General features: G+C 69.8%; 10 protein-coding genes and 2 tRNA genes. 4 read left to right on the top strand and 8 right to left on the bottom strand.

Annotated elements, in window-relative coordinates:
* Positions 1-76 precede the first annotated feature (76 nt).
* Positions 77-640 carry an oligoribonuclease gene (orn, locus tag AAG688_RS09505; RefSeq protein WP_411832021.1) on the top strand — a complete coding sequence of 188 codons (564 nt, stop codon included), beginning with the start codon at positions 77-79 and terminating at the stop codon, positions 638-640.
* Between the two features lie 112 nt (positions 641-752).
* Here orn and ppsA read toward each other — a convergent pair whose 3' ends face one another.
* Positions 753-3,125 carry a phosphoenolpyruvate synthase gene (ppsA, locus tag AAG688_RS09500; protein WP_411832020.1) on the bottom strand — a complete coding sequence of 791 codons (2,373 nt, stop codon included), beginning with the start codon at positions 3,123-3,125 and terminating at the stop codon, positions 753-755.
* Positions 3,126-3,257: 132 nt separating this feature from the next.
* Here ppsA and AAG688_RS09495 point away from each other — a divergent pair, with 132 nt between their 5' ends.
* Positions 3,258-4,100: a pyruvate, water dikinase regulatory protein gene (locus AAG688_RS09495; RefSeq protein ID WP_411832018.1), complete on the top strand. Its 843-nt coding sequence runs from the start codon at positions 3,258-3,260 to the stop codon at positions 4,098-4,100.
* 121 nt (positions 4,101-4,221) lie between these two features.
* Positions 4,222-4,707, top strand: a complete 486-nt coding sequence (locus AAG688_RS09490; RefSeq protein ID WP_411832017.1) for a DUF1249 domain-containing protein — start codon at positions 4,222-4,224, stop codon at positions 4,705-4,707.
* 31 nt (positions 4,708-4,738) lie between these two features.
* Here the strand turns inward: AAG688_RS09490 and AAG688_RS09485 are convergent, their stop codons facing one another.
* From AAG688_RS09485 to AAG688_RS09455, 7 genes are all read right to left on the bottom strand, one after another.
* Positions 4,739-4,963: a hypothetical protein gene (locus tag AAG688_RS09485; protein ID WP_411832016.1), complete on the bottom strand. Its 225-nt coding sequence runs from the start codon at positions 4,961-4,963 to the stop codon at positions 4,739-4,741.
* A 171-nt stretch (positions 4,964-5,134) separates the two neighbouring features.
* Positions 5,135-5,210 (bottom strand) — tRNA-Glu (locus tag AAG688_RS09480).
* Positions 5,211-5,263: 53 nt separating this feature from the next.
* Positions 5,264-5,339, bottom strand: a tRNA-Ala gene (locus tag AAG688_RS09475).
* 175 nt (positions 5,340-5,514) lie between these two features.
* A complete protein-coding gene (locus AAG688_RS09470; RefSeq protein WP_411834974.1) occupies positions 5,515-7,767 on the bottom strand; it encodes a heavy metal translocating P-type ATPase in 2,253 nt (750 codons plus the stop codon).
* Positions 7,768-7,907: 140 nt separating this feature from the next.
* Positions 7,908-8,306 carry a MerR family transcriptional regulator gene (locus tag AAG688_RS09465; protein ID WP_411832015.1) on the bottom strand — a complete coding sequence of 133 codons (399 nt, stop codon included), beginning with the start codon at positions 8,304-8,306 and terminating at the stop codon, positions 7,908-7,910.
* A gap of 80 nt (positions 8,307-8,386) precedes the next feature.
* Positions 8,387-9,301, bottom strand: a complete 915-nt coding sequence (locus AAG688_RS09460; RefSeq protein WP_411832014.1) for a copper resistance protein B — start codon at positions 9,299-9,301, stop codon at positions 8,387-8,389.
* The gene (locus tag AAG688_RS09455; protein ID WP_411832013.1) at positions 9,298-11,001 is read right to left on the bottom strand and encodes a copper resistance system multicopper oxidase; all 1,704 of its coding nucleotides are present in this window, start codon (positions 10,999-11,001) and stop codon (positions 9,298-9,300) included. Before AAG688_RS09455 ends, AAG688_RS09460 begins: the two co-directional genes overlap by 4 nt.
* Before the next feature lie 332 nt (positions 11,002-11,333).
* Between AAG688_RS09455 and AAG688_RS09450 the strand changes: the two genes are divergently transcribed.
* Entirely contained in the window at positions 11,334-12,320 is a 987-nt protein-coding gene (locus AAG688_RS09450) for a glucokinase (protein ID WP_411832012.1), read from the top strand.
* The last annotated feature ends 204 nt before the right edge of the window (positions 12,321-12,524 follow it).

Below are 12,524 nucleotides of genomic sequence, written 5' to 3'. Positions count from 1 at the left end.
GGAAGGTCTGCGCTATCATGGCGATGGCGCGGGTTTCCCGCAATTTCCTGATGGATTTCCCTGACAAGGCGGATGCATGACTGTCGACAAGGCCAACCACGATCGCCTGATCTGGATCGATCTCGAAATGACCGGGCTGGATACTGATCGGGATTCCATCCTCGAAATCGCCACCGTGGTGACCGACTCTCAGCTCAACGTGCTGGCCGAAGGGCCCGAACTGGCCATCGCCCATCCGCTGGAGGCGCTAGAGGCGATGGACGAGTGGAACCGCAACCAGCATCGCCGCTCCGGCCTGTGGCAGCGCGTGCTCGACAGCCAGGCCAGCCTGGGGCGGGCGGAAGCGCTCACCGTCGACTTCCTCTCGCAGTGGCTGCCGGCCGGCGCCTCGCCGATGTGCGGCAATTCGATCTGCCAGGACCGCCGTTTCCTGCACCGGCTGATGCCGCGGCTGGAGAAGTACTTCCACTACCGCAACCTCGACGTGAGCACGCTGAAGGAACTGGCGCGGCGCTGGGCGCCGGGCGTGCTCGAGGGCGTGCGCAAGCAGTCGGCGCACACCGCGCTCAGCGACGTGCGCGATTCCATCGAGGAACTGCGCCATTACCGCAGGCACATGAGCCGGCTGTCGGGCGGCTGATCTCGGCGCGGGCCGTTGCCCGCAACCGGTCTGCAGGGCCGGGCTTGCCCGGCTGCTTCGTGCGCGCGCGAGCCGAGCAAGCTCGGCTCTACATTCAAAGGCGGGAGGCGGGTTACCCGGCTTTGCGCTTGGCCAGCCGCAGCCAGGTATCGACCACGGTGTCCGGGTTCAGCGACACCGACTCGATGCCCTCGGCCATCAGCCATTCGGCCAGGTCCGGGTGATCGCTCGGCCCCTGGCCGCAGATGCCGACGTACTTGCCCTTGGCGCGCGCGGCCTTGATCGCCATCGACAACATCTTCTTGACCGCCGGGTCGCGCTCGTCGAACAGGCCGGCGACGATGGACGAGTCGCGGTCCAGGCCCAGGGTGAGCTGGGTCAGGTCGTTGGAGCCGATCGAGAAGCCGTCGAAGATGTCGAGGAACTCGTCGGCCAGCAGCGCGTTGGACGGCACCTCGCACATCATGATGATCTTCAGGCCGCGCTCGCCCTGCTTGAGGCCATGCTTGGCCAGCACCTCGATGACCTTGCGGCCCTCGTCCAGCGTGCGCACGAACGGGATCATCACCCACAGGTTATCCAGGCCCATCTGCTCGCGCACGCGCTTGACCGCCTGGCATTCCAGCGCGAACGCGGGCTCGAACGAAGGATCGACGTAGCGGCTGGCGCCGCGGAAGCCGATCATCGGGTTCTCCTCGTGCGGCTCGTAGCGGCTGCCGCCGACGAGGTTGGCGTATTCGTTGGACTTGAAGTCCGACAGCCGCACGATCACCGGGTGCGGCGCCACCGAGGCGGTGATGGTGGCGATGCCCTCGGCCAGGCGATCGACGTAGAAGCTGACCGGGTCGGCGTAGCCGGCGGTCTTGGCGTCGATCTTCCTCCTGGTCTCGGCGTCCTGGCGGTCGTATTCCAGCAGCGCCAGCGGGTGCACGCCGATGTGGCTGGCGATGATCATCTCCAGCCGCGCCAGGCCGATGCCGGCGTTGGGCAGCTGGCCGAAGTCGAACGCGCGCTCGGGGTTGGCGACGTTCATCATGATCTTCAGCGGCGCCGGCGGCATCTGCGCCAGGTCGGTGGTGGTGCGCTCGAAGGGCAGGGCGCCGGCGTAGATGAAGCCGGTGTCGCCCTCGGCGCAGCTCACCGTCACGTCCTTGCCGTCCTCGATCAGGTCCAGCGCGTTGCCGGTGCCGACCACCGCCGGCACGCCCAGCTCGCGCGCGATGATCGCCGCGTGGCAGGTGCGGCCGCCGCGGTTGGTGACGATGGCGGCGGCGCGCTTCATCACCGGCTCCCAGTCCGGGTCGGTCATGTCGGCGACCAGCACGTCGCCGGGCTGCACGCGGTTCATGTCCTCCAGCGAGCGCACCACGCGCGCCACGCCGCTGCCGATCTTCTGGCCGATGGCGCGGCCCTCGGCGATCACCTCGCCGCGCTTCTCCAGCGCGTAGCGCTCGATCCGGGTGGCCTGGCCGCGCGACTTCACCGTCTCCGGCCGTGCCTGCACGATGAACAGCTTGCCGCTGACGCCGTCCTTGGCCCATTCGATGTCCATCGGGCGGCCGTAGTGCTGCTCGATGGTCAGCGCCTGCCGCGACAGCTCGTGCACGTCCTCGTCGCCGATGGAGAACCTGCCGCGCAGCTCGGCCGGGGTGTCCTCGGTGCGCACGCGCTCGCCCGGCTGGTCGGAATAGACCATGCGGATCGCCTTGCTGCCGAGCGAGCGGCGCAGGATCGCCGGCTTGCCGGCCTTCAGCGTCGGCTTGTAGACGTAGAACTCGTCGGGGTTGACCGCGCCCTGCACGACCATCTCGCCCAGGCCCAGGCTGGCGGTGACGAACACCACGTCGCGGAAGCCGGACTCGGTGTCCAGGGTGAACAGCACGCCGGAGGCGCCGACGTCCGAGCGCACCATCAGCTGCACGCCGGCCGACAGGAACACGTCCTCGTGCTTGAAGCCATGGTGGACGCGGTAGGCGATGGCGCGATCGTTGTAGAGGCTGGCGAAGACCTCCTTGACCTTGTGCACGATGTCGTCGGCGCCGCTGACGTTGAGGAAGGTTTCCTGCTGGCCGGCGAACGAGGCGTCGGGCAGGTCCTCGGCGGTGGCCGACGAGCGCACCGCCACCGCCACCTCGCCGCCGCCGTTCTCCGCGCACAGGCGCGCGTAGGCGTCGCGGATGTCGCGGTCCAGGTCGGGCTGCAGCGGCGCGTCGATGACCCAGCCGCGGATTTCCCTGCCGACCGCGGTCAGCGCCGGCACGTCCTCGACGTCGAGCGTGGCCAGCCGGTCGAAGATGCGCTTGGACAGGTCGTTGTGGGCGATGAACGCCTTGAACGCCTCGGCCGTGGTGGCGTAGCCGCCGGGCACCGACACGCCGAGTCCGGCCAGGTTGCCGATCATTTCGCCGAGCGAGGAGTTCTTGCCGCCGACGCGGGCAAGATCGGACAGGCGCAGCTCGTGCAGCCAGAGGATGTTCTCGTTCAAGCGACAATGCTCCAATGCAGGACCGTGCGCCGCGCCGAGACTCCCGGCCAGGCCGTGTCCAAGGGGGAAAGAGACGGATATGATGCTATGCAGACCAATTGCAGACAAGCTTGATCCGACGGGGGTTTCGTGGTGAATGACGAGCGTGGCGCGGTTCCCGTCCTCCGGCCGGTGTTCTATGTTTCCGATGGAACCGGTATCACCGCCGAGACCATCGGCCACAGCCTGCTGACCCAGTTCTCCGGCTTCACCTTCCAGACCGACCGCCTTTCCTTCGTCGACGACGCCGACAAGGCGCGCGAGGCGGCCGCGCGCATCCGCGCGGCCGGCGAACGGCTGGGCTGCCGGCCGATCGTGATCAATTCTTGCGTGGACCCGCAGCTGACCGCGCGGCTGGCCGAGAGCGGGGCGCTGATGCTGGACGTGTTCGAGCCCTTCATCGAGCCGCTGGAGCGCGAACTGGGCATGCCGAGGCAGAACCGCGTCGGCCACGCGCACGGGCTGGTGGATTTCGAGACCTACCACCGGCGCATCAACGCGATGAATTTCGCGCTGACCCACGACGACGGCATCGCCATCAACTACGACGAGGCCGACGTGATCCTGGTGGCGGTGTCGCGCGCCGGCAAGACGCCGACCTGCGTGTACCTGGCGCTGCACTACGGCATCCGCGCGGCCAACTATCCGCTGACCGATCAGGACCTGGAAACCGATCGCCTGCCGGTGCGGCTGCGGCCGTACCGGCGCAAGCTGTTCGGCCTGACCATCGATCCCGAGCGCCTGCACCAGATCCGGCAGGAGCGACGGCCGAATTCGGGCTACGCCAAGCTGGAGACCTGCAGGCGCGAGGTGGCCGCGGCCGAGGTGATGTTCCAGATGGAGCGCATCCCCACGCTCAGCACCACCAACAAGTCTATCGAGGAGATCTCCAGCAAGGTGCTGACGACGCTGGGGTTGCAGCGCGAGATGTTCTGAAAGCGCCGTGGCGGCGGCGCAAGCGATGCGCGGAAAGCGCCGGGATCAATCCTTAACTTAGGCCGCACGCGCAGGGGCGTCAATGCTGCCGCGCCGTCGCGCCAGCGTGTAGCATCGGGCCATGTCCCAGGCCCTTTCCCGCGTCGCGCGCATCCCCAGGCTCAGCCGCTTCGGCTGGCTGATGGCGCTGTACGCGGAGAACCATTCGCGCCTGTCGCGGCTGTTCGCGCCGGAGCGCCTGGCCGAGGGCACCTACGTCTCGTCGATCGGCGACGGGCTGGACGTGCGGGTGGACGTCATCGAGACCCACCGCTACACCGTCGAGCTGCGGATCACCTACGACCTGCGCGATCCGCTGACCGGCGAACCGGATCCTTCCGCCTTCATCCGCTACTACCGCGACGCCCACCAGGCCGAGGCCACCCATTGCTATGTGGGCCGGCGCTGGCAGGACGTGATCGGCCTTTATCCGCCGCCGGCCGAAGTGGTCGGCCACCGGATGCGGATGAACACCTTCCTCGGCAAGTGGCTGGAATACCTGGCCGAACAGGGGCATGGCGTGGCGACGCTGCGGCCGGCGTGCGCGACCACGCTGGACGTGGCCTGACGACGGCCAATCCGTGGACCCGGTATGCGGGTCAGAGCCGTTTCACGAAGCAGATGGCATCCAGCCGCGAGCCGCCGTTCGAGCCGCTGCCCATGTCCAGCACGTCGATCGAGCCGGCGGTCTCCAGTTCCAGCACCCGCCGCGCGACCGCGTGGAAGCTGGCCTCGTCCAGGCCCAGGCCGGCCGCGGTCCAGCGCACGTCGCGGTGCGGCGGCAGTTGCGAAAGCAGTTCATCGGCGAGAGAAAGCGGCATCATCGGCAGGCTCCTGGCGCAAGGGAACAGCTTGATCCAACCCCGTCTCAACGGATGAGCCGGTCGAGCCTGGCCACCGCAGCGCAGTGATACGGCAACCGGTGTCTTTTTCCCGTCAAGGCCGCGGGCGGCGCAAGAAAAAAGCCCCGACCGGAGTCGGGGCTTTCGGAAGGGTGGCGTCCCCACGGGGATTCGAACCCCGGTCGCTACCGTGAAAGGGTAATGTCCTAGGCCTCTAGACGATGGGGACGCAGTGAAGCTCGTGTATTTCCTGCGGCATCCGACAGGCCTGGTGTCGGAAGTTGGTGGAGCCAGCCGGGATCGAACCGGCGACCTCTTGCATGCCATGCAAGCGCTCTCCCAGCTGAGCTATGGCCCCACGTGTGCTGGCAGGAGCGGAATTGTAGATAGGCTTCCGGCCACTTGCAAGCATTCGCCGCGAAATTTTTTCGCCCTGGGTTTCCGGGTTTCGAGCACGTGCCGCGAACGATGGAACGTCCAGCACGAAGCGTCCTTGCACCGCGAACCCGGACACGTCCGCCGCACGCGGCGCCTCAATCCGACAACGGCAGCCGCGCGCGCCGCAGCCGCAGCGCATTGGCGATCACCGAGGTCGAGCTCAGGCTCATCGCCAGCGCGGCAAGCATCGGCGACAGCAGCGGGCCGCCGAAGGCGTACAGCAGGCCGGCCGCCACCGGCACGCCGAGGGCGTTGTAGAGGAAGGCGAAGGCGAGGTTCTGGCGCATGTTGCGCACGGTCGCCTGCGACAGCGCGCGCGCGCGCAGGATGCCGCGCAGGTCGCCCTTGACCAGGGTGACCTGCGCGCTGGACATCGCCACGTCGGTGCCGGTGCCCATCGCGATGCCGACGTCGGCCGCGGCCAGCGCCGGGGCGTCGTTGATGCCGTCGCCGGCCATCGCCACCCGGCGGCCCTCCTGCTGCAGCCGCGACACCAGCGCGGCCTTGTCGGCCGGGCGCACCTCGCCGTGCACTTCGTCGATGCCGAGCCTGGCGGCGACCGCGCGGGCGGTGCGTTCGCCGTCGCCGGTGGCCATCACGATGCGCACGCCGGCCCGGCGCAGCGCGTCGATCGCGTGCGGGGTGCTGGCCTTGATCGGATCGTCGACCGCGATCAGGCCCGCCGCCTTGCCGTCCACCGCCAGGAACATCACGCTGGCGCCGTCGCCGCGCAGCGCGTCGGCGGCCTGGCGCAGTGCCGCGACATCGATGCCTTCCTCGTCCATCAGCGCGGTGTTGCCCAGCGCCAGCGCATGGCCTTCGACGCGTCCGCGCACGCCGACGCCGGTGGCCGATTCGAAGTCTTCCGCCCTGGCCAGCGCGACGCCGCGCGCGCGCGCCTCGGCGACGATGGCCTGCGCCAGCGGATGCTCGCTGCCGGCGTCGAGGCTGGCGGCCAGCCGCAGCACCTGGTCGGGCGGGAAGGCGGAAGCGGCCTGGATCTCGCGGAACGCCGGCCGGCCTTCGGTCAGGGTGCCGGTCTTGTCGACGATCAGGGTGTCGATCCGGCGCAGCGTCTCGATCGCCTCGGCGTCGCGGAACAGCACGCCGCCCTGCGCGGCGCGCCCGCTGGCGACCATGATCGACATCGGCGTGGCCAGGCCCAGCGCGCAGGGGCAGGCGATGATCAGCACCGACACCGCGTTGAGCACGGCATAGGTCCACGAGGAACCGAGCAGGCCCCAGCCGAGCAGCGTCAGCAGCGAGGCGGCCAGCACGCCGAGCACGAACCAGAACGAGACCCGGTCGGCCAGCCGCTGCATCGGTGCGCGCGAGCGCTGCGCCTGCGCGACCAACTGGATGATCTGCGCCAGCACGGTCTCGCCGCCGACCTTGTCGGCGCGGATGATCAGGCTGCCGGCGCCGTTGAGGGTGGCGCCGATGACCGCGTCGCCCGGCTGTTTGGCGACCGGCACCGGCTCGCCGGTCAGCATCGACTCGTCCAGGTGGGAGCGGCCTTCCAGCACCTCGCCGTCGACCGGCACCTGCTCGCCCGGGCGCACGCGCAGGCGATCGCCGACCTGCACCTGGGCCAGTTCCACGTCTTCCTCGCCGCCGTCGTCGCGCAGCCGGCGCGCGGTCTTCGGCGCAAGCCCCAGCAGCGCCTTGATCGCGCTGCCGGTGCGCGCGCGCGCCTTCAGTTCCAGCAACTGGCCGAGCAGGGTGAGCGAGACGATCACCGCCGCGGCCTCGAAATACACGCCGACCCGGCCGTGCTCGTGGAAGGAAGGCGGGAACAGCTGCGGCGCGACCGTGGCGACCACGCTGTAGCCGTAGGCGGCGGCCACGCCGGTGCCGATCAGCGTCCACATGTTGGGGCTGCGGTTGGCGATGGACTGCGCCCAGCGCTGGAAGAACGGCCACGCCGCCCACAGCACCACCGGCGTGCTCAGCGCCAGTTCCAGCCAGCCGCGCGCGGCGGGCGAAAGCCAGGGCAGGTAATGGCCGCCCATCGCCAGCAGCATCGTCGCCGCGCTCAGCGGCAGGGTGATCCAGAAGCGGCGGCGGAAGTCGGTCAGTTCCGGGTTCTCGCCCTCGTCCAGCGACGGCATCATCGGTTCCAGCGCCATGCCGCAGATGGGGCAGGTGCCGGGGGCGTCGCGGACGATCTCCGGATCCATCGGGCAGGTGTACTGCGTGCCGGGCGGTGCCGGCGGCGCAGGCGTGGCCGGCGCCAGGTAGCGCGCGGGGTCGGCGACGAACTTCGCGCGGCAGCCTTCGCGGCAGAAATGGTAGGTACGGCCTGCGTGCTCGGCGCGGTGGACCGAGGTCGCCGGATCCACGCGCATGCCGCAGACCGGGTCCAGCGCCTGTCCGGTGTCCTGTGCGGAGTCCGGGGCGCGGTGGTGGCCGCCGCAGCAGCTGCGCGGGGCGGGGGAAGGCTGGCCGGCGTCCGGAGCTGCGCCTGGGTGCGGGGGAGTTTGCGGGTTCATTCGGGATCCTGGGTCAGGGCGGCCATGATCGGGCAGGCGGCCAGCGTGCCGTGGCCGGGGCAGGCTTCGACCAGTTTTTGCAGGGCGGCGCGCATGCGGGCCAGTTCGGCCAGCCGTTCCTCCACCACCGCCAGCTTGTGCGCGGCGGCGGCCTTCATCTGCGCCATGTCGCCGCCGTGGCCGGCGCTGAGTGCCAGCAGTTCGCGTATTTCCTCAAGAGTGAAGCCCAGGCCTTTGGCTCGACGGATGAAGTTGAGCCTCAGCACGTCGTCGGCGCCGTATTGGCGGTAGCCGCCTGGCGTGCGGGTGGGCGGCGGCAGCAACTGCTGGCGCTCGTAGTAGCGGACGGTGTCGATGGCCACGCCGGCGAGGCGGGCGAACTGGCCGATGTTCATGGGGCCGTTCCGATTCGGGGACGGTTGCCATTCTGCTCCCTTGACCCGGCTCCAGGGTCAAGGGTTCTGTCTCCAGCCGTTCAGAACCAGAAGCGCAGGCCCGCCACCCAGCCCTGCTCGCGCGGCGATTCGCCGTGGGCGCGGGACAGGTCGGCGGTGTCGCCGAACTCGCGCGACCAGGCATAGCCGACATAGGGCGCGAACCGCCGGCTGAATTCGTAGCGCAGGCGCAGGCCCAGTTCCGCCTCGCTGAGGCCGCGGCCGATGCCGCGCTGCGGGTCGGCCTTGCCGTGGAACATCGTTTCCAGCTTGGGTTGCAGGATCAGCCGGTTGGTCAGCAGGACTTCATATTCCACTTCAATTTGGGCCGCCAACCTGCCGGATTCGCCGAGGTAAGCCGTGGCCTCGACCTCGAACAGGTAGGGCGCATGACCTTGCACGCCGACCGCCAGCCACTGCCGCGACGGGCCACCGCCGAAGTCCTGGCGCAGGCCGATCACGCGGTCCCACCAGGGTCCGGTCGCGTGCGCCCAGAGCAGGTGGACGCTGCCATCGCCGTGGCCGCCCTCGCGATGGCCCTCGCTGTGCAGCCACAGCTTGTCGTAGCTGCGGCCGAGGCCGGCGGACAGGCTCCAGTGGGCGGCGTCGCCTTCGACCGATTCGAGCTGGTTGAAGCGCAGCACGCCGATCAGCGGGTCCTCCTGCATGTGATCGGCCATGTCCATGCCGTGCAGGTCGGGGAAGGCGGCGGCGCGATCGGCGTCGCTAGGAATGGGGAAGGGATGCGGCGCGGGCGGCGGCGGTGCGTCGCCGTTGTTCTGTTGCGACGCACGCTGTTGCGCGCTGTGCTGCGCGTGATCGTGGTGCGCGTGCGGGTCGGGCTGGCGCTGCGCCTGCGGCGTGGCGGCATGGCCGGCGTGGTGATCGTGCTGGGCCAGCGCGACGGGGGCGAGCAGGCACAGCGGCAGGCAGGCGAGCAGGGCTGCGGGCTTCATGCCTCCACCCTCACTTCGCGGAACATGCCCAGCTCCATGTGCAGCAGCATGTGGCAGTGGAAGGCCCAGCGGCCCAGCGCGTCGGCGCTGACGCGGAAGCTGCGGATGCTGCCCGGCGGCACGCTGACGGTGTGCTTGCGCACCTGGAAGCGGCCGTCGGCGCTTTCCAGATCGCTCCACATGCCGTGCAGGTGGATGGGGTGCTCCATCATCGTGTCGTTGACCAGCCGCATGCGCACGCGCTCGCCGTAGCGCAGGCGGACAGGCTGCGCCCTGGAGAACGGGATGCCGTCGAAGCCCCAGACGTAGCGCTCCATGTTGCCGGTCAGGTGCAGTTCGATGTCGCGGCCGGGTTCGCGCGGGTCCGGGTCGTCGAAGGCGCTGTGCAGGTCGGCGTAGGTCAGCACGCGGCGGCCATTGCCGCGCAGGCCGATGCCCGGATCGTCCAGGCGGCGGGTCGGCGTCATCGTCTGCATGTCCACCGCCGGGTTGCCGGCCTCGCTGGCGGGGTGGGCGATCATCGCCGCGCCGCCGTGCGTGCCGTGGCCCATGTGCGCGCCGCAGCCGCCTTCGCCCATCGTCGCGCCGCAACCGCCCTCCATGCCCTTCGTGCCGTGGCCGCCGTGGCCCATGTCCTCCATCGTCAGCAGCGCGCGCGGGTCCAGCGGCGGTACCGGAGCCTGCAGGCCGGGGCGCGGCGACAGCGTGCCGCGCGCGTAGCCGCTGCGGTCCATCGCCTGGGCGAACACGGTGTAGGGCTGGTCCTCCGTCGGGGCGACGATCACGTCCAGCGTCTCGGCCACGGCGATGCGGAACTCGTCCACCGACACCGGGTGCACCGGCTGGCCGTCGGCGGCGACCACGGTCATCTTCAAACCCGGGATGCGCACGTCGAAGAAGGTCATCGCCGCGCCATTGACGAAGCGCAGGCGCACGCGCTCGCCCTTGCGGAACAGGCCGGTCCAGTTGCCATCGGGCGTGATGCCGTTCATCAGGAAGGTGTAGGTCAGCCCGTTGACGTCGGCCAGATCGGTCGGGCTCATACGCATCAGGCCCCAGGCGGCGCGGTCGCGCAGCGTGGCGAGCCAGCCATCGCGGCGGGCGTCGCGCAGCAGATCGCCGGCGGTCTGCTGGTAGCGGTTGTAGTAGTGCGCGTCGATCTTCAGCTCGCGCACCAGCGCATGCGGGTCCTTGTCGCTCCAGTCCGACAGCAGCACCACGTAGTCGCGGTCGGCGGCGATCGGGTCGGGCTGGCGCGGCTCGATCACGATCGCGCCGTACAGGCCCAGCGCCTCCTGCATGCTGGAGTGGGCGTGGTACCAATAGGTGCCGGACTGGCGCAGGGGGAAGCGGTAGGTGAAGGTCTCGCCCGGGCGGATGCCGTGGAAGCTGAAGCCCGGCACGCCGTCCATGTCGGCCGGCAGCAGGATGCCGTGCCAGTGCAACGAAGTGTCCACGCCGAGCCGGTTGGCCACCCGCAGCGTGACCGTGTCGCCCTCGCGCCAGCGCAGCAGCGGGGCCGGCAGCGAGCCGTTGACGGTCACCGCGCTGCGCGCGCGGCCGGTGAAGTCGACCGGGGTGGCACTGATGGCCAGGTCGAATTCGGTGCCGCGCAGTTCGGGGACCGATACCGGGCCGGCGGCGTCCGGCGCGGCCAGCGCCGAGGCGGGCAGGCACAGCCCGGCAGCCGAGACGCCCATGCCGGTGACGAAGCGGCGGCGCGAAAGGCCGGCACCAAGGTGATTAAAAGGATTCAATATATTTCGCAAGTTAATGATTCACAACGGATGCATGGAATCCGCGCCGTCCATCCTGCCAGCCCTGGACCCGCATCATGTCAAGCGGCGCAGGACGGGTGGACGGGGCCGGGCGCATCTGCCGGAGTGTATCGCGCGTTCCTTGCCGACCTGACAAGGGGATGCCGGGCGATCCACAATTGCGCTTGCCGGCGCATTGCAGATGCACCGCAACCGCCTCAGCCTCGATGGCCCGAACGCGGTCGATACTGTTTCCGGACCCGCAGGGAAAAAGCGTGAGCGAAGAGGTGACGGCCATCCTGGTGGCCGATGTCGGCGGGACCTATGCGCGACTGGCCTGGGCGCGCCCGGGCGATGGGCGGGTGCCGCGCATCCTGGATTACCGTCGCTACGTCTGCGCCGAGCATGCCGACCTGGCGACCATCCTGCGCCGCTACCGGCGGGAACTGGTCGATAGCGGCATCGCCGCGCCGGACGTGGCGGTGGTGGCGATCGCCGGGGTGCTCGACGGCGACTGCCTGCTCAACACCAATCTGCCCTGGCCGGTGTCGGTCGAGCAGACCTGCGCCGACGCCGGCCTGCGCACGCTGCGGCTGGTCAACGACTTCCAGGCGCTGGCCCATGCGATCGGCCACGCGGATCCGGCGGCGATGCGCTGCCTGACCGGTCCGCCGCTGCACGTCGCGCGCTGGCCGGCGCTGGTGCTCGGCCCCGGCACCGGGCTGGGCGCGGCGCTGCGGCTGGACTCGGTGGACCATCCAGTGCTGTCCAGCGAGGTCGGCCATGCCGCGCTGGCCGCCGGCACGGAACTGGAAATGGACATCGTGCGGCTGCTGGCGGCCCGCCACGGCCACGTCGACAACGAGCGCATCCTGTCCGGGCCCGGGCTGGTTAACCTGCACCGATGCCTGGGCGAACTGCGCGGCGTCGCCGCGCCCTGGTCGACGCCGGCCGAGATCCTCGACGCGGCCGCCAGCGGCGAGGCGCTGGCGGTCGAGGGCGTGCAGGTGTTCTGCGGCTGGCTGGGCAGCCTGGCCGGCGATCTGGCGATCACCTTCGGCGCGCGCACGGTCTACCTGGCCGGCGGCATCACCGCGCACCTGGCGCAGTGGCTGGACGATGGCCGCTTCCTGCGCCGCTATCTCGACAAGGGCGCACTGTCGCCGGCGTTGCGGCGCGTGCCGGTGTGGTGCGTCGAGCACGGCCAGCTCGGCGTGATCGGCGCGGCCGCCTGGCATGGCGATGGCATGGGCGAACGCTGAGCCGCTTCGGCTCCCGATTGCCGCCTCCGATCCGTAGAGCCGAGCTTGCTCGGCTGCCCTTTGCTTGCGAACTCGTGCAGCCGGGCAGGTCCGGCTCCACACCAAGACTTCGTTGCCCGGTTTCGCGGGCATGGAAAGCCCGCGCGCATTGATCCAGATCAGTGGCCCGACAATGGCTTGATGGAAGTCAAGCCAGCCTCGATC

It is taken from the genome of Pseudoxanthomonas mexicana (assembly GCF_046736355.1).
Lineage (GTDB): Bacteria > Pseudomonadota > Gammaproteobacteria > Xanthomonadales > Xanthomonadaceae > Pseudoxanthomonas_A > Pseudoxanthomonas_A mexicana_B.
This window is presented reverse-complemented; position numbering and strand designations above follow the sequence as displayed.

Bases quoted from the DNA above. Each gene is read 5' to 3' on its own strand.
- AAG688_RS09465 (WP_411832015.1), bottom strand. From the start codon at position 8,306: ATGAACATCGGCCAGTTCGCCCGCCTCGCCGGCGTGGCCATCGACACC.
- AAG688_RS09490 (WP_411832017.1), top strand. From the start codon at position 4,222: ATGTCCCAGGCCCTTTCCCGCGTCGCGCGCATCCCCAGGCTCAGCCGC.
- orn (WP_411832021.1), top strand. From the start codon at position 77: ATGACTGTCGACAAGGCCAACCACGATCGCCTGATCTGGATCGATCTC.
- AAG688_RS09455 (WP_411832013.1), bottom strand. From the start codon at position 11,001: ATGGGCGTCTCGGCTGCCGGGCTGTGCCTGCCCGCCTCGGCGCTGGCC.
- AAG688_RS09485 (WP_411832016.1), bottom strand. From the start codon at position 4,963: ATGATGCCGCTTTCTCTCGCCGATGAACTGCTTTCGCAACTGCCGCCG.
- AAG688_RS09470 (WP_411834974.1), bottom strand. From the start codon at position 7,767: ATGCGCGTGGATCCGGCGACCTCGGTCCACCGCGCCGAGCACGCAGGC.
- AAG688_RS09460 (WP_411832014.1), bottom strand. From the start codon at position 9,301: ATGAAGCCCGCAGCCCTGCTCGCCTGCCTGCCGCTGTGCCTGCTCGCC.